At 59.2% G+C, this 15,944-nt stretch carries 11 protein-coding genes and 1 tRNA gene; 1 reads left to right on the top strand and 11 read right to left on the bottom strand.

Annotated features, from left to right (window positions below):
• Positions 1–22: 22 nt before the first annotated feature.
• The 7 genes from BOP93_RS09930 to BOP93_RS09900 all read right to left on the bottom strand — a co-directional run bounded on the left by BOP93_RS09930 (position 23) and on the right by BOP93_RS09900 (position 12,318).
• A complete protein-coding gene (locus BOP93_RS09930) occupies positions 23–1,681 on the bottom strand; it encodes a methyl-accepting chemotaxis protein (protein WP_104502459.1) in 1,659 nt (552 codons plus the stop codon).
• Between the two features lie 29 nt (positions 1,682–1,710).
• A complete protein-coding gene (locus tag BOP93_RS09925; protein ID WP_104502458.1) occupies positions 1,711–3,750 on the bottom strand; it encodes a chemotaxis protein CheA in 2,040 nt (679 codons plus the stop codon).
• Positions 3,751–3,791: 41 nt separating this feature from the next.
• Positions 3,792–4,079, bottom strand: coding sequence for an STAS domain-containing protein (locus tag BOP93_RS09920; RefSeq protein ID WP_104502457.1), 288 nt, complete (start codon positions 4,077–4,079; stop codon positions 3,792–3,794).
• A 23-nt stretch (positions 4,080–4,102) separates the two neighbouring features.
• Positions 4,103–4,471 carry a response regulator gene (locus BOP93_RS09915; protein ID WP_104502456.1) on the bottom strand — a complete coding sequence of 123 codons (369 nt, stop codon included), beginning with the start codon at positions 4,469–4,471 and terminating at the stop codon, positions 4,103–4,105.
• Positions 4,472–4,480: 9 nt separating this feature from the next.
• Positions 4,481–5,392 (bottom strand): methyl-accepting chemotaxis protein, encoded by a 912-nt coding sequence (locus BOP93_RS09910; protein WP_370671238.1) that lies wholly within the window; start codon positions 5,390–5,392, stop codon positions 4,481–4,483.
• Between the two features lie 399 nt (positions 5,393–5,791).
• A protein-coding gene (locus tag BOP93_RS09905) for an IS3 family transposase (RefSeq protein ID WP_104502081.1) occupies positions 5,792–6,942 on the bottom strand; the annotation gives its coding sequence in 2 pieces (ribosomal slippage) (positions 5,792–6,708 and positions 6,708–6,942; 1,152 coding nt in all).
• A gap of 165 nt (positions 6,943–7,107) precedes the next feature.
• On the bottom strand, positions 7,108–12,318 hold the full coding sequence (locus tag BOP93_RS09900; protein WP_104502454.1) for a dermonecrotic toxin domain-containing protein: 5,211 nt from the start codon (positions 12,316–12,318) through the stop codon (positions 7,108–7,110).
• A gap of 98 nt (positions 12,319–12,416) precedes the next feature.
• Between BOP93_RS09900 and BOP93_RS27400 the strand changes: the two genes are divergently transcribed.
• On the top strand, positions 12,417–12,593 hold the full coding sequence (locus BOP93_RS27400) for a hypothetical protein (protein ID WP_157943490.1): 177 nt from the start codon (positions 12,417–12,419) through the stop codon (positions 12,591–12,593).
• Between the two features lie 64 nt (positions 12,594–12,657).
• Here the strand turns inward: BOP93_RS27400 and BOP93_RS09895 are convergent, their stop codons facing one another.
• The 4 genes from BOP93_RS09895 to uvrC form a co-directional block, all read right to left on the bottom strand.
• Positions 12,658–13,152 (bottom strand): DUF2165 family protein, encoded by a 495-nt coding sequence (locus BOP93_RS09895; RefSeq protein ID WP_104502453.1) that lies wholly within the window; start codon positions 13,150–13,152, stop codon positions 12,658–12,660.
• A 238-nt stretch (positions 13,153–13,390) separates the two neighbouring features.
• Positions 13,391–13,466 (bottom strand) — tRNA-Gly (locus tag BOP93_RS09890).
• Positions 13,467–13,526: 60 nt separating this feature from the next.
• Complete coding sequence (gene pgsA, locus BOP93_RS09885) at positions 13,527–14,087, bottom strand: CDP-diacylglycerol--glycerol-3-phosphate 3-phosphatidyltransferase (RefSeq protein ID WP_003190391.1); 561 nt, start codon at positions 14,085–14,087, stop codon at positions 13,527–13,529.
• Between the two features lie 32 nt (positions 14,088–14,119).
• Positions 14,120–15,943, bottom strand: coding sequence for an excinuclease ABC subunit UvrC (uvrC, locus tag BOP93_RS09880; protein ID WP_104502452.1), 1,824 nt, complete (start codon positions 15,941–15,943; stop codon positions 14,120–14,122).
• Between the last annotated feature and the right edge of the window lies 1 nt (position 15,944).

Genomic DNA, 15,944 nt, shown 5'->3' with positions numbered 1-15,944 from the left:
TAGGCCCGTATTGATCGTGGGATCAGAAGCGGGTGAAGTCCGATTCGTCAGGTGCGCCGGCCATGTTGTAGGCGAAAGCCTTGCGCGGTGCCTGTGGTTTCGGGCGTGGCGGCTGACGGCTGGGCTTGCTGCCGGGGCTGTCGACGCTGCTGCTTTGAACCGAAGCCTTTGGGGTTGAATCGAGCACGAAGAAGCTCATGGCTTGCTGCAATTGCTCGGCCTGGCTGCTCATTTCTTCGGCTGTGGCCGCCAGTTCCTCGCTGCTCGACGCATTTTGCTGGGTCACTTGGTTGAGCTGGGTCATCGCGGTGTTGATCTGCCCGACACCGGCGGCCTGTTCTTCGGAGGCAGCGCTGATTTCCTGCACAAGGTCGGACGTTTTGTTGATGGACGGCACCATTTCGTCAAGCAGCTTGCCGGCCTTCTCAGCCATGTCCACGCTGCTGGACGACAGCTCGCCGATTTCCTGGGCCGCGACCTGGCTGCGCTCGGCCAGCTTGCGCACTTCGGCGGCCACCACGGCGAAGCCCTTGCCGTGCTCGCCGGCCCGCGCGGCCTCGATGGCGGCGTTGAGGGCGAGCAGATTGGTCTGGTAGGCGATGTCATCGATGATGCTGATGCGTTGGGCGATTTTCTTCATCGCCACCACGGTCTGCTGTACCGATTCGCCGCCTTCGGTGGCTTCCTTGGCGGCCTTGCTGGCCATGCCATCGGTGACCTTGGCATTCTCGGTGTTCTGGTTGATGCTGGCGCTCATCTGTTCCACCGAGGCGCTGGTTTCCTCGACACTGGCGGCCTGTTCACTGGTGGCTTGGCTCATCGATTGCGCCGTGGCGCTGACCTGTTCGGAGGCGCTGGCCAGGTTGTCGGCGGCATTACGCACTTCGCCGATGATATGCGCCAGCTTGCCGACCATGTTGCGCATGGCGTTGAGCACCATGCCGGTTTCATCCTTGGCACCGGGCTCGATGTGGGCGTTGAGGTTGCCTTCGGCCAATTGTTCGGCGGCGGTTGCGGCCAGCCTCAACGGGCGGGAAATAATCCGGGCGATGAATACCGCCAGGCCCAGGCCGATCAACAAGGCCGCGACCAGTACCGCGCTGATCGACAGGCGTGCGTTTTCATACAGCGCCGAGCCCTTGTCACCCGCAACCGTCGCACCGGCATCATTGATCTCGATCATTTTTTGCAGGCGGCTGGTTACCTCATCGAAATGCCCCTTGGACTCTCCCCTGAGCAAACCACGTGCCTGGACTTCCTGGTTCTGCCGGGAAAACTCGAGCACTTGCTTGCTGCTCGCCAGGTACGCGTCCCACGCACTTTTCACGCTGGCCAGCAGTTGGCGATCTTCGTCGTTCGACAGCAACTGCTCGTAGGTGCCCATGCGGGTGTCGAACTGTTGGCGCGCGTCGGCGGCCTCACGTTCGGCCTGGGCCTTTTCCTCGGCGATGTCGGTCGCAAGGTGGCGGTTTTCTTTCAAGCGATAGTTGGCAGCAAAAAAACGCATGCCGGCTGCTGCGCGCATGGAAGGCATCCAATTGCCCCTGATGTCCTGGGCCGCCTGGTTGACGGCGCCGAGCTGGAGAATGGCGAAGCCGCCCATGGCCGCAGTGAGCGCCAGGACCACCAGGAACGAGCTGATCAGCTTGGTGGATATTTTAAGATCGTAGAACCATTTCATCGGGGAACCTCCATGGAATTGCTTATGCGTCAGCGAGCGACGACCGGCGGCGATTGAGGCGCCTGGGGCGTGCGGGCTTCCAGTTGTACGAGTTGGTTGAGCAGTGCCGGTACATCCAGGATCAGGGCCACCGCGCCGCTGCCCAATATGGTCGAGCCGCTGATGCCGCGCAGCGCGCCGAACAACTTGCCCAACGGTTTGATCACGGTCTGGAACTCACCGAGCAGGTCATCCACCACCAGCCCGGCCTTGTGCTCGGCGTAGCGCACCACCACCACGTTCTGGCGCCGTGCAGCCGGCCCTTCGTGGCTGAAGTGTTCACGCAGGTCCACCAGCGGCAAGACCTCGCCACGCAGGTCCAGATAGCCGTCGTCGCGGCTGGACTGGCGCTGGCGTTCATCCAGTTCGATACATTCCTGGACCATGTCCAGGGGAATCACATAGGTGGACTGGTTGATGCCGACCAGAAACCCATTGATGATCGCCAGGGTCAGCGGCAAGCGGATGCGCACCACCGTGCCCTCGCCGGGGCGGCTGTCCAGGTCGACGGTGCCGCGTAACAAGGTGATATTGCGCTTGACCACATCCATGCCGACGCCGCGTCCGGACAGGTTGGTCACCGCCTCGGCGGTGGAGAAACCCGCTTCGAAGATCAGGTTGTAAATCTCCTGGTCGGTGAGCACCGCGCCGCTGGCCACCAGCCCGCGTTCCTGGGCCTTTTGCAGGATGCGTTCGCGATTGAGCCCGGCGCCATCGTCGGCGATTTCAATAACGATGCTCCCCGAGTCATGGTAGGCATTGAGGCTCAAATGCCCCTTGGTCGACTTGCCGGCCGCACGCCGCGCATCAGCGCTTTCGATACCGTGGTCCATGGCGTTGCGCAGCAGGTGCATCAGCGGGTCGCCGATTTTCTCGACGACGGTCTTGTCCAGTTCGGTGTCCGCGCCGCTGATGTTCAGTTCGATGTCCTTGCCCAATTCCTGGCTGATATCGCGCACCACACGGCGAAAACGGTTGAACGTGTCGCCAATGGGGATCATGCGCAGGCGCAGGGCGCCATCGAGGATCTCTTCCACCAGCCCCGATACCGTCGAGGTCGCCTCTTGCAAGGGGTCGTTGTTACAGGAGCGGGCCAGCAGGCTTGAGCCGGCACTGGCGATCACCAGTTCGCCGACCAGATTGATCAGCTCGTCGAGCTTGTCGGCGTTGACCCGCACGTAATTGCCGTCGCGGGGTTTCGTCTCGCTGGCGGCTGCAGAACGCTGCGGTGTCGCCGCCACAAGGCCTTGCTCTGCCTGGGCAACCCGGTCGCCAACAACGACCGCAGTGCTCCCAGGCGCTTGGTCGATCACACTGATGTGCACCTCGCAGTCGTCACGCACAAAATCGAACACTTCGCTGAGGGCGGCGTGGCTGGCCGTCGAACGCAGGTCGATCTCGAAACCCAGGTAGCAGCTTTCCGGGTCCCAGCTGTCCATTGGCGGGATGCTGTCGGTCAGGGTGGTGACCTGCAGCACCTGGCCCATGGTTTCGAGGTAGCGTAAAAATGACAGCGGGTCCATGCCATTACGGAACACCTCCACGCCGAAGCGCAGGGAGATGTGCCAGAGCACTTCGACCACCGCGTCGTCGGCCACCTCAGCGATTTCGACGCTGGCAGTGGCGGTTCGCATCGGCTGATAGGCACTCAGCGCCTCGCGCAATGCCTCACCGCGTTCCAGAGCGGCAGGCGTCGGCACCTCACCGCGGTTGGCGACCACTTCGACCAGTTCGAGCATGTGGTCGCCGCACTTGAGCAGCAGCGCGATCAATGCGGCGTCCACCGCCACATTACCTTCGCGCAGGCGGTCAAGCACGTCTTCGACGTTATGCGTGAACCCCACGATCGACGCCAGACCGAAAAGACCCGCCGAGCCCTTGATAGTGTGCGCGGCGCGGAAAATCGCGCCAATGGCGTCCTGGTCGTCCGGCTCGCTTTCCAATTGCAGCAGGGATTGCTCCATGGCCTGCAACAGCTCGCGTGCCTCAACGATGAATGTCTGCTGTGCCTGATCGAGATTGATGCTCACCGGGACTTTCCTTTTCGATCAAAAAACGTGGGAAGCGCTGACTATGAGGCCGCGCTGCGACACAGTTGGAGCGCCTGCATGACCACCTGGCTCTGGCCGGTCACGCTCAAGGCTGTACCGGCGATGCCGGCTTCACGCTGGATGACCGCGAGCAACTGCAAGCCGGCGCCATCCATTTCCGTGACCTCGGACAGGTCCAGTTCCAGGCGCGGTGCCGCGCCCATCTGCGGCAGCAGTGCACCCGCCAGTTCCGCTACGGTGTAGATCGTCAGCTCGCCGTCAATGCGCACGCGGGCAGTGTCGTCGACTGTTTCAGTGGTGATCGGCATGGGAGCCTCCCTGGCGCCGGGGATCAGGGCAGGATCAGTTTAGACACGGCGGCCAACATCTGCGCCGGCTGGAATGGCTTGACCACCCATGCCCTGGCGCCGGCGGCCTGGCCCTCGGCCTTCTTCGCTTCCTGGGACTCGGTGGTCAGCATGATGATCGGGGTGAACTTGTAATTGGCCAGCTTCTTGACCTCCTTGACGAAGGTGATGCCGTCCATGTTTGGCATGTTCACGTCACTGATGATCAAGTGCACTTTCTGCCCGGTCAGCTTGCTCAGGGCATCCTTGCCGTCGCTGGCCTCGATGACGTCGTAGCCGGCGCTTTTCAAGGCAATGCCGACCACTTGCCGCACGCTGCTCGAGTCGTCGACCACTAATACATTCTTTGCCATGATGTGCTCCTAAAAGAAGGTGATGTCTTGAGAGTTCTGCTGCGCGGCCGCCGCTCCGTGATGGAGGCGCCGTTGCTCGTCGGTGGCATAGGTGGCTTCCATCCGCGCGAGCCACTGCCGGGCATCGACGCCCACCGCCTGGTCCGGCGCCTGGCTGGCTTGCAGGAGGTGGTCATGCAAGGCCTGCATGTTGTCTCGCACGTGGCTGAGGATCTGGCTGACCCGGTCCTGGAATTGCAGGCTGACCAGCACTTCGGTCATCTCATCACGGATGCCGTAGCTTTCCTGCTTGAGCAGGTCGGCAGAGTCGGCCAGGCGCCCGGTGATGTTCTGGAAGCGCTCGAGTACGCGTTGAATGCTGTTTTCCGACTCGGCCACCGAGTGGCTGTCCTGGTCGGCACTGCTGGATGCGGCCTGCACCAATTGCGTGATGGCATTATTGATGATGTCGACCTTGGCCGACATCTGCTGGCCGGTTTCACTGGATTTGTTCGACAGGCTGCGCACCGCATCGGCGACCACCGCAAAGCCGCGCCCTGCCTCACCGGCGCGCGCCGCCTCGATGGCTGCGTTGAGGGCCAGGAGGTTGGTCTGCGCGGCAATCGCCGCCACGTCGGCGGCCATGGCGCGCAGTTCCTTGGTATAGGCGGTGAGGCTGCGGACCTGGGCCAGGGTCTGGTCACGGCTGGTCTGAGTGGCCTTGAGCGAGTTGATCACCTGGCTCAGCTCGCTGTCACTGCGCGCCAGCACCTCCAGCGCGCCATCGGCGGACTGCCCGTCCAGTTCGCCGGCAGCCTGCTGCGATGCCTGTACCGTGTCCTGCAATCGCGTGGCGATCCCGGTGAAACGGTTGGCCAGGCTTACAATCGCTTCTTCAGTCTGATGCCGCGAGCTTTCCACCTGCTTGGCCCAGATCGGCATGGCGCCCAGCAACACTTCATCGAGCTGCGCGCGAGAAGCCATGCCGTTGTGCGCCGCGTCCACCGTTGACTGATCCGCCTGGGCCCGCGCCGTCGTGCGCAACACCGCCTTGCGCTGTGAACCGGTGCTCCAGGCACAGGCACCGAGACCCATCAGCACCAGTACCGCACACGCCACCAGGTTGGCCGTGGAGGCTGATTGCACCAGCAACCACACCACGGCAGGCACTACCGGGATAAGAGCAAACCAGCAAAAACGCGGATGACCAGAAAGGGGAATGCGGACGGATTGACGCTGGGTCATGAGTTCGATCCTTGAACAGTGTTGCGGATATAGGCGACATAGGGGTTATCTGCCCAGTGCCTCGCAACTTTAGAATCCTGAATCGCCCCGGGTTTTCTAGACACTCTCAAGGCTCGCTGCGTAACGCTTTTCAAACTCTACCGGTGACAGCTGATTGTTGAAACTGTGGCGTCGTTTTGGGTTGTAAAACATCTCGATGTAATCGAACACATCATCTCGAGCATCCTGGCGTGTAGTGTAGATTTTACGCTTGATCCGTTCCCGCTTCAGCAACTGGAAAAAGCTCTCCGCCACAGCGTTGTCGTGGCAATTACCTCGACGACTCATGCTGGCTACCAGGTTGTTAGCTTTCAAGAAGCTTCGCCAGTCTGAGCTGCTGTACTGACTGCCTTGATCCGAGTGGATCATCACCTCTTGCTTCGGCTTACGTCTCCAAACCGCCATCAGCAGTGCATCAATGGCTACGTCGCTGGTCATCTGCGACTTCATTGACCAACCAATGATCTGGCGTGAAAACAGATCGAGCACCACGGCCAAATACAGCCAGCCTTCATATGTTCGGATGTAGGTAATGTCTGTGACCCAAACTTTGTTGGGTTCTCTGACATCGAATTGGCGCTTCAGTAAGTTCGGTGAGGCAACGGCTGGCTTACCGCCGTATTTTCCAGGCCTCCGTCGATACCCAGTCTGAGAACGTAAACCTTCAAGGCGCATCAACCTAGCCACCCGGTGACGGCCACAGCTCTCACCAACCTCTCGCAGGTCATCATGGATCTTTCGATAGCCATAAACGCCACCGCTTTCCAGCCAGGAGTGTTTGATCAATCCAAGCAGTCGCTGATCGTCCTTGGCTCGCGCAGATTTTGGTTCTGATAGCCACGCGTAGTAGCCGCTGGGATGAACCTTGAGCGTCAGGCAAAGCCGTCGAATCGCGTAATGACCCGCTTGCTGCTTAATAAAGGCGTACTTCAGCCGCACTCCTTGGCAAAGTACGCGGCGGCCTTTTTTAAGATGTCTCGCTCCTCCGTCACCCGTTTCAGCTCGGCACGTAGACGACGAACCTCAGCGCTCTGATCATCCTCCTCAACGCGCTGTTCCTGAGGCTTGGTGTAGCGCTTAACCCAGGCATAGAGGCTGTGCACAGACACACCCAATCGTGCAGCCACCTCCGAGACAGGAAGCTGCTTTTCGGTCACTTGCTTGACCGCCTGGATTTTGAATTCTTCGGGATAACGCTGGTTGCTCATGGCACCTCCTAATGGGCCTCATTTTAAGGCTTGGAGGTGTCTACGAAACTAGGGGCGATTCATCCTGATATGCCTTCCGTCTGGTTTATGACCATTGGATGACCGGCCTGGGTGTCGGAATTTCCTGTGCGCTGGACAAAAACGAAATATGGCGTGCGCGCAGAATCAGGGCGAATCGCTGGTCAGGCCAACAGATCTCTCTTTTCGACGTCCCAGCTGTGCAACCAGGTAGGCGACGGAGTCAGCGTTGTTAAGTACCGTCAGGATGCGTTTAAGCGGATCGGTACGGAAAACTCGCCGGGCATCGGCGAGGGTTTGGGTGCCGGTAACGGTGAGCAGCCTGTCGAGCACATGTTGTGTTGCCGTGCCTTGTGCAGGGTCTGTTTTGAGGCCGGTTGCAATATCGACAATTTGGAACAACGTATGGGTCGGGGTATTGAGCGACAGCCTTGAAAGATGGCGGTTTTCCAGGGTTCCTTTAGTGTTACGGCCCTCAGGGGTCTGGGGATCAATCAGATCATCAAAGGGATGGGTTGAATGCACGTAAGCCAAGTCCAACGTCTCACATACATGATGAGTGATTTCGTGAATGAGGGTAGTCGCACGGGCATGGACGCTGACATAGAACGGCTTTATCAACAAATGACTGTATTTCAGACCTGGGTTGAAAAATACCTCGGTCAAGTACACCAGTTGAAGGGGGTCAGGGACAATCGTAAAGGCCATCAACGTGTGTCCGCCCTGAACAGCCGGCAACCGCGAACGGCCAATGACAAATCGCGTTGAGTCCGAGGAGGTCAGTGAGGGCTCCATCAACGCAGTGCAGACCGTATCGACGATCTCCTGAATTTTCTCAAGGTGTTCGACCTCGAGCGTCTGCAAGCCAAAAAACGCTTTGATCTGTTTGACGAGCTCAGGTGCAGCAAGGGGTGTTTGTGCGATCAGGCGCAAGTTTTCCTGGGCGTTCTTTGCATAAAACGTCGCCAAGGCAAGTGCATCGGTGATAACCCAGGCTTCCCGAGGGTAAAGCGCTCGTATCTCGCGCATCCCGCTGGCCAATACATTCATACTGGAGCGCGCAAATGGCTCGGAGTAGAAGCCATTAAGTAATCGTGCAAGTGCCCGTCGCCCCGTCAGCACTGGGCCAGCGCTACTGAGCATCCACTGTTGTCGAGGGTTGCGCTGTACCTCAGGACCGACTTCGCCATCACCGATGATGCGCCAACCCAGGCCATGCTTGATGACTTCGAACACTTTACCTGCCACCGCCGCGTAATAATTGCTGGAGGTCGATCGGTAAAGGTTGAGTGAGGTGTCTTTGATCAGGTTGGCCAAGCTCGGCTCAAGGACTTCGAAACGCTGGAGCCGAGTACGCGGCGCAGCGGTAATGTCCAGCGCGGGCCAGGACACTACGGCGGTCGCAGCGGTGGAAGTCGGCGGGACCGGCTCGGCTGCAGCGGGTACGCCGCCTTCTGATACGGGAGGCATGGAGTTGCGCAAGCCGGCCAGCAAGGCGACACCGCCGATAAAATGACCCAGCGCCTCATGCCATTGGTGGCTTTGCAGCTCTTCGGCAGACGCTTTGAATAGCTTGAAGCTCTGCCAGACCACCAAGGGGTAAGCCAGTTTCCCGGCAAAAAACACGATGGCCTGCTGCACACCCTCAGAGAACACGGCCTTGGCCGTATCCCAGGTCGTGCCTGCATTGGCCGTTTTCTGACAGCCCAGCAGCGTTGTCAGCAGCTCGACATTGTCGGTGAACAACTGTTTGAACAGCGCAGCGTTGATAGGGTTGCTTGCCAACTGGAGGGCAGTGCTGGCCTGGGGTTGCTCCAGTACGCTTTTCAGTGCCGCATGATCAACGGCCGGCACCACCTGCCGAACCCACCGCTGTAAGGCGCCCGAGGTTGTCAGCTCGGCACGCAGGGCCGCCTCGACGGTATATTCCTTGAGGGTGTAGCCTGGACTGTAGGGGGCATAAAGGACGTAAGGTCCCTTGTCACCCGAGGTAGGGCCGATCAGGTAAGCCCCAGGGATCTTGAGCGTTTTCTTCCGGGCATCGACCAGCAGTTCCAGCGGGCGGATCATGGCGTTGGCGCCCACTACTGTCGCACGGGCGGTCGCATCGGGCATGTCCATGACTTGTTGGATGAGCCCGAAGGCTGCCGGTGAAAGCTGGCCTTGCAACGTCATACTGTGAGCGTATTGCATCAGTTGCCAAGGCAGTTGCTTGGCGAATCGCGTAAAGCGTTGCTCAAATTCAGGGCTGGCAGGACCCAGTACGGATTTGATGTACGTCTGGTAAGCCGCGTTGATGTTCAGCGCCTTTATCCGCGTTTTCAGCGTCAGCGCATCCAGGGTGGATGGCAACGGCGTTTTACCGGTGCTGGCGAAGAGGGGCACCTCATCGTTCCAATACGATTGATGACTCAAGGCATAGTCCAGCAGTGACTGGTTGCGGGCAGGCGTACTGCCCTGGGCCGGCAACCCGACTTCGACGTCATCCGGTGTAACGCTGGCCTGAATGTCAGGGCCCTCGAGTACACCGCTGAGTTTCTTGCGCGTGAACTGAACCAGCGAGTCGATCCCGTGCAGGTAATCCTGATTGTCGGTGACATTGTTTCGATACTGCTCCAACAACTCGGCATAGAGCTGTTGATCGACAGCACTGGCGTTGCCCAACCATTGCAAACCATGTTGCACGATCATGGCCCGGGCCATGTCCATGGCACGCTGCAGGTTGGTGGGCGCCAGATCTTGCGTGGCTTGAACCCGCCACAGCTTGCGCAACTGTTCGAGCGAGAGTTCCATGGAAAGGATTCGCGCCAGCTCACGGTCTTTCTGTTGAGCATAGGTTCGTTGCAAGTAGTCGACGAGGTTGTCTTCGATCAACTCAAGGGAACTGAGTGCATAGGTCGGATGTGAGTGCCAGTCCGGTTGCGCCAGGTTCTCCAGTAAAGCCTGTCGTTCGTCCGGGCTTGCCAGGCGTCGCTCCACCTCTGCTTTGAAGTGGCTCAATGAACGGAAATGCTCCAGTCCCAACGCGGGCGTCCAGAGCAGCGCACGACCGCTATATTGAGGGTCAAGCCCGCCGCGCTCGGTCAGCATGAAACAGTGAGTGAGTACCTGCTGGGTAGTTTGCCCAATGGGTGTGATCGCCAACGCAAACGCATCAGGGCGAAACCCGTTGACACTCAGGCGCAAGTCTCTGGCGTAGATACCCAGTACGGTTGAGAGTACTTCGTAGTCGAGGGGCAATAACGCGTTATTCCACAGCCTGACTTGCATTTCCCCGGTCAAGCCCATCTCCATTGCTTTTCTCAGCAAGGGCTCCATGTTGGGGTACGTACCGTGGGTTCTGCGCAGATACGGCTTGAAACTATCGACTGCACTGTCGATCAGCGTATTGAAGTCGGTGATGTCCAAGCCTGAAATCCTGGTGGCGGTTTCGTCAGGAGTGGTTGAATAAACGTAAGTGTTCAACGGGTCGTTCAGTGAACCCACATCGCCACATAACCGCGCCAGAAAATAGTCGACCATGCTGCTCGATGACAGCAGTCGAGGTGTGTCGATGTTATTGGAGGGAGTGCTGTATCGACGCACGGAGAGGCATGCGGCCTGCAGGTGTTGATGTTTAGCGTGCAGCCTGGTGTTGAGATAGGTGGTGGCGGAATGCTCCAGCGAGGGGCGCCACGCCAGGTGTCGTTCGATTTCAACGCTGACGTTTTCGAGCAATTGCACAGTGGTGCGCAGTGCAGAGAGCGTTGGCGGAACCCTGGGCTCTGTCGCCGCAGCCCAGGTGCTTGCCAATTGGGTACTCCAGCGGCCCATGGGGTCGAAGGTGAGTAATTTCGGATCGGTCATGCCACGCACGTCCAGCACATGATCGACCAGCGCATCGAGGTCCATCGTGCCCTGGCTCAGGCGATATTGATCAAGGGCGTATTCAAGGTTGCTGCCTTGTTTTTCAATAATGCCCGCCATGATGCTGTCAAAAATACCCCCTGTGACCGGGGCTTTGGTCAGATCGCAGGCCGACAGATCGGCTTCGTTAAAGCGTTGCGACCTGGCCAGATGATTTCTCCAGGCATCGGCGTGCTGCCGCGGGTTGAGGCTATCGAGAAGGTGGGTTTTCAGCGCTTCCAGCGCAGTAAACGATTGCAAGCCCTGGTGGGGGGTGTAGAGCAGCCAGGGCGAGCCATCGTCACTTTCATCATTTTCGTTACTGCTGATGATGAGCGTTGATGCCAGCTCGACAGGGGGCTGTCCAGGCGCCTGCAGCAGTGCCTTTTCAACAGCAATAGTGGGCGTCGGCGTTGTCGCGGCAAGCGCAGCCTTGAGCGGCAAGGCCTGTAGCTGCAAACGCTGGTCAACCGTAATCGCAGTTTGCTGCTGTTGATCCAGCGCGACCGTGAAAAAGGCATTGGCCATGGCTTGAGTAAACAGTTGCAGCCGTGAAACCCCGGTGGAAGCAGGCTGCACCCAAAATGTCTTGGGCTGTTGCTTCATATGGGCTTTCAAGCCCCGCGCCAATCCTTGCACAGAGACTTCCCAACCCAACTGATCGTCAGCCTCCTGAGCAGGCTGCTGATTGCCAGGCGCGCGTTGAGGGTCAACGTAGCGCCGGGTTTCCCCCTCAGGCCAGCCATTGTTGACGAAATACCGGAGGATGGTTTCGCTCAACGTGCGGGTGGTCGTGTGCCGCAACGTTGGACTGTCAGCGTTGCCTGATTCGCTGGAGGTGTCGATGACAAAAGTCTGCACCTGGATTCGGTGCTGATCGACACTCGCAAAAGACTGCGCCAACTGCGTGGAAATGTAGTCATCCAGCAAAGAAGTGAAAGTGGGCAGCTTGAGCAGTTCCTCGCGCATCAGACGGGCGTTATCCAGCAGGTTGCTGGCGAGGGTGGTTTGTTGTGCTTCGAAGACTGCGCCGCCCACGGTATGCGCGGTAATCGTCAGGTTCGCAGTGGGCGTCAGGACGTGTTGCTGGGAGATGGAAAGGTAATCAAGCAACCCTTGGCGCTGCGACGAATCTTTGAGCCACGCACCCAGTTGCGTCTTGAGTGCTTCATGGCTTGGTAATTTTTCCAGACCGCGAACTGGCGTATAGAGCACAACCCCGCCTTCCGGAGCGGGGCTCATGACGAAGGCGCCCGCCAGTTCAATGGCCGGTTGACCGGGTACATTCAGTCGCAGGGTTTGGACGTGCATCGGCACTGTCTGGGCTCGACGCAACGCATCGGTAGCCAGATAGACCGCGTCGAACCAGTCAAGGTCCTTGAGGGTAAAGTTGCGTGCGCGTTGGCGCTTGCTGAGCTGCGTGCGATCGGTTTGAGTTTCGCTGAAAAAATACGGCGGGTTGTCCGTGACCATTGAATACGCTCCATGCCGAATTGGCTGCTGAACTGAGCAGCGGTGGGTGATCGGAAAAGATCACTCTGGCGCTTCACGTTTCAGCCGAGGAGCTACATATGCCTATGCACCCGTGCTTCATGCCCGCTGGAAGGAAGGAAGACTTCCTGGGCGGCGCTGAACTGACATTCAAAGCCACGACGGCGAAAGGTCGCGTGTTCAACTGCTCAACCTTCATGACTCCGGGCATCCTGCTTGAGCCGCCGACTTACTCGCGACTGACCTGCACGAAGTAAACCCACCATTCGGTGCGGGCAGCGCGCGCACCGGCTATCCACATCGATACAGGCATGAAGCGTTTCAATCGCAATCCGCATCTGGCTGATTGAGAAACACCAGCACGCACAAAATGGCTGCATAGAATTTGAACGCTGCGTTCTGTCCATTCCATTCCTGGGACTGCCACATCAGGAACCACTCGCCGCCAATCACCATAAAGCCCAAGAACCACACCAACAGGCCTGCGGTGAGGCCCGCGACGGCGCAGGCCTTGGCGCGGTTGAACTGTTGACCATTGCGGTGCCGGGCGCGCCATAGCGTCAGCACACCAGCAGCCAACACCATGGCGGTCAGTGCCTCGCCTGCAATGATCAGCCAGTAACCCCCGTGCCACAGCCACGGGACGGTGATCGCGCGCGACAGGGCGGCATTGCCAGGGAAGGTGGTGTCCATGCTCATTACGTGCCGGACGAAGTTGAAATTCGAGGTGTAGTCCGTGAGGTTATTGAATGCTGCCAGTGCGGCGAAGGCCGCCAACATCGCGACCAGGACCACCTTTGAATAACGAGTGACCATGCTGATTTCCTGAAAATGCCTGAAAGGCTCAGCACGTTACACCTGCGTCGGCCCGCAGAATCCACCAGCTATCTGTTGATGATGTAAGAGTTTGCCGAATCAACTGTGGGCGAACCAGGTGGAGAGCGAAAGCCGGAACGAGGCGCTCTACTCCAACATAAAAAGACGCCAAAGCGTCTATTCCACAAATCTCAGGCAAAAAAAAGCCACTCGATTGAGTGGCTTTTTCTTCAATGCTTGGAGCGGGAAACGAGACTCGAACTCGCGACCCCGACCTTGGCAAGGTCGTGCTCTACCAACTGAGCTATTCCCGCTTGGTGATGCGCATTCTATAGAATCCTCGGCACCCGTCAACCCCTTGATTCAAAAAAGTTTTATTTCTTTTCAACGGTGGTGCGCAGGTGTGGCCAGGCGGCGCGCAGATATTGCAGCATGGACCACAGGGTCAAGCCCGCCGCGACCAGGAGCAAGGCGTAGCCGGTCAGGACCCAGAAAGAGAAGTCCGACGGGTTGGCCAGCAAGATGACCAGCGCGAGCATTTGCGCGGCGGTTTTCCATTTGCCCATGTTTGACACGGCGACATGGGCACGGGCGCCGATTTCGGCCATCCATTCGCGCAGGGCTGAAACGACGATTTCGCGGCCGATGATGACGGCGGCCGGCAGGGTCAACCACAGGTTGCCGTGCTCCTGCACCAACAGCACCAAGGCCACGGCCACCATGAGTTTGTCGGCCACGGGGTCGAGGAAAGCGCCGAAGGGCGTGCTCTGTTCCAGGCGGCGGGCCAGGTAGCCGTCGAGCCAGTCGGTAGCGGCGGCAAAAGCGAATACCGAACTGGACGCGACGTAGCTCCATTCATAGGGCAAATAGAACAACAAAATGAAGATCGGGATGAGCAGGACGCGTAGAACGGTGATCAGATTAGGGATATTCATCGGCACAACTGGCTACGAGGTGAGAAGGCATTCTATTCGCTGTGCAGATTGGCATAAATCAATTCAGCGAGCTTTTTACTGATACCGGGTGCTTTGGCTATTTCGTCAATGCTGGCACGGGAGAGCTCCTGCAAGCCACCAAAATGTTTAAGCAAGTCACGACGCCGTGTCGGGCCGACCCCTGCGACCCCCTCCAGGGTTGAGGTTCGGCGGGTTTTGCCGCGGCGCGCACGGTGGCCGGTAATGGCGAAGCGGTGGGCTTCATCGCGGATCTGTTGAATCAGGTGCAGCGCTGGGGAGTCGCCCTTCAAGGTGAACTCATGGGCGGCATCATTCAAGTACAGCGTCTCGAAACCGGCCTTGCGCGTGGTGCCCTTGGCCACGCCAAGCAGGATCAGGTCGGGCACGGCCAGTTCGTTGAGGACGTCGCGGGCCATGGATAACTGGCCCTTGCCGCCGTCCACCAAGAGGATATCGGGCAACTTGCCCTCCCCGTCCTTCAACTTGCTGAAGCGCCGCGTGAGCGCCTGGTGCATGGCCGCGTAGTCATCGCCGGCGGTGACGCCTTCGATGTTGTAGCGCCGGTAGTCGGCCTTGATCGGGCCTTCAGGGCCGAACACCACGCAAGAGGCCACGGTGGCCTCACCGCTGGAGTGGCTGATGTCGTAACACTCCAGGCGCTGCGGTGGCTCGTCCAGCTTGAGCACCTCGGCCAGGGATTCGAAGCGTGCGGCAACGTGCTGTCGATTGGCCAGGCGTGCGCCCAGGGCCTGCTCGGCGTTGGTCACGGCCAGTTGCTGCCAGCGGGCCCGGGTACCGCGAACGCGATGGCTGATGTCCAGCTCGCGCCCGCGCAGTTCGTGGATCGCCTCGATCAGGGTCGGGAAATCCTCGTGGACCACGTTGACGATAAGCTCCGACGGCAGGTCCCGCTCGGGGCTGCTCACATAGTACTGGCCGAGGAACGCCGCCATGACCTCGGAAACGTCTTCGTCGATGCCGGTCTGCGGGAAAAAATTCTTGCTGCCCAGCACTCGCCCGCCGCGCACGCTGATCAGGTGCACACAGGCTCCTCCCGGATTCACGAACGCCGCAATCACGTCGACGTCGCCGGTGCCGCCTTCCATGCTTTGCTGGTCCTGGACGCGGCGCAGCAAGGAGATCTGATCGCGCAGTTCGGCAGCCTTCTCGAAATCCAGGGTACTGGCGGCGATTTCCATGGCCCCCGACAGCTCATCGGTGAGCGCGTTACTGCGTCCCTCGAGGAACATCACCGAGTGACGCACATCCTCGGCGTATTCGGCAGGTTCAACCAGCCCCACGCAGGGCGCCTTGCAGCGCTTGATCTGGTATTGCAGGCATGGCCGTGTGCGGTTTTTGTAGAAGCTGTCTTCGCACTGGCGCACAAAGAACGTCTTCTGCAGCAGGCTCAGGCTCTCACGAATGGCGCCGGCGCTGGGGTAAGGACCGAAATACTTGCCCTTCTGCTTCTTCGCGCCACGGTGAATGCTCAGCCGTGGGAAGTCGCCGTCCGACAGGAACACGTAGGGATAGGATTTATCGTCACGCAGCAGGATGTTATACGGAGGCCGCCATTCCTTGATCAGCGTCTGCTCAAGCAGCAACGCTTCGGTTTCGTTGGCGGTGATGGTGGTTTCAACCTGGGCGATGCGCGCAACCAGGGCGGCGGTTTTCGGTGCGAGACCCGTCTTGCGAAAGTAACTCGCCAGACGGTTTTTTAGGTTCTTGGCTTTGCCCACATACAGCAGGCGCGCCTCGCTGTCGAACATCCGATAAACGCCGGGGCGGCCGCTGCATGTCGAGAGAAAGGCACTTGAATCAAACGGTGTGGTCATG

It is taken from the genome of Pseudomonas orientalis (assembly GCF_002934065.1).
Taxonomy (GTDB): Bacteria; Pseudomonadota; Gammaproteobacteria; order Pseudomonadales; family Pseudomonadaceae; genus Aquipseudomonas; species Aquipseudomonas orientalis_A.
Note: the sequence above shows the minus strand (reverse complement) of the source record. Positions and strands in the feature narration are given on the sequence as shown.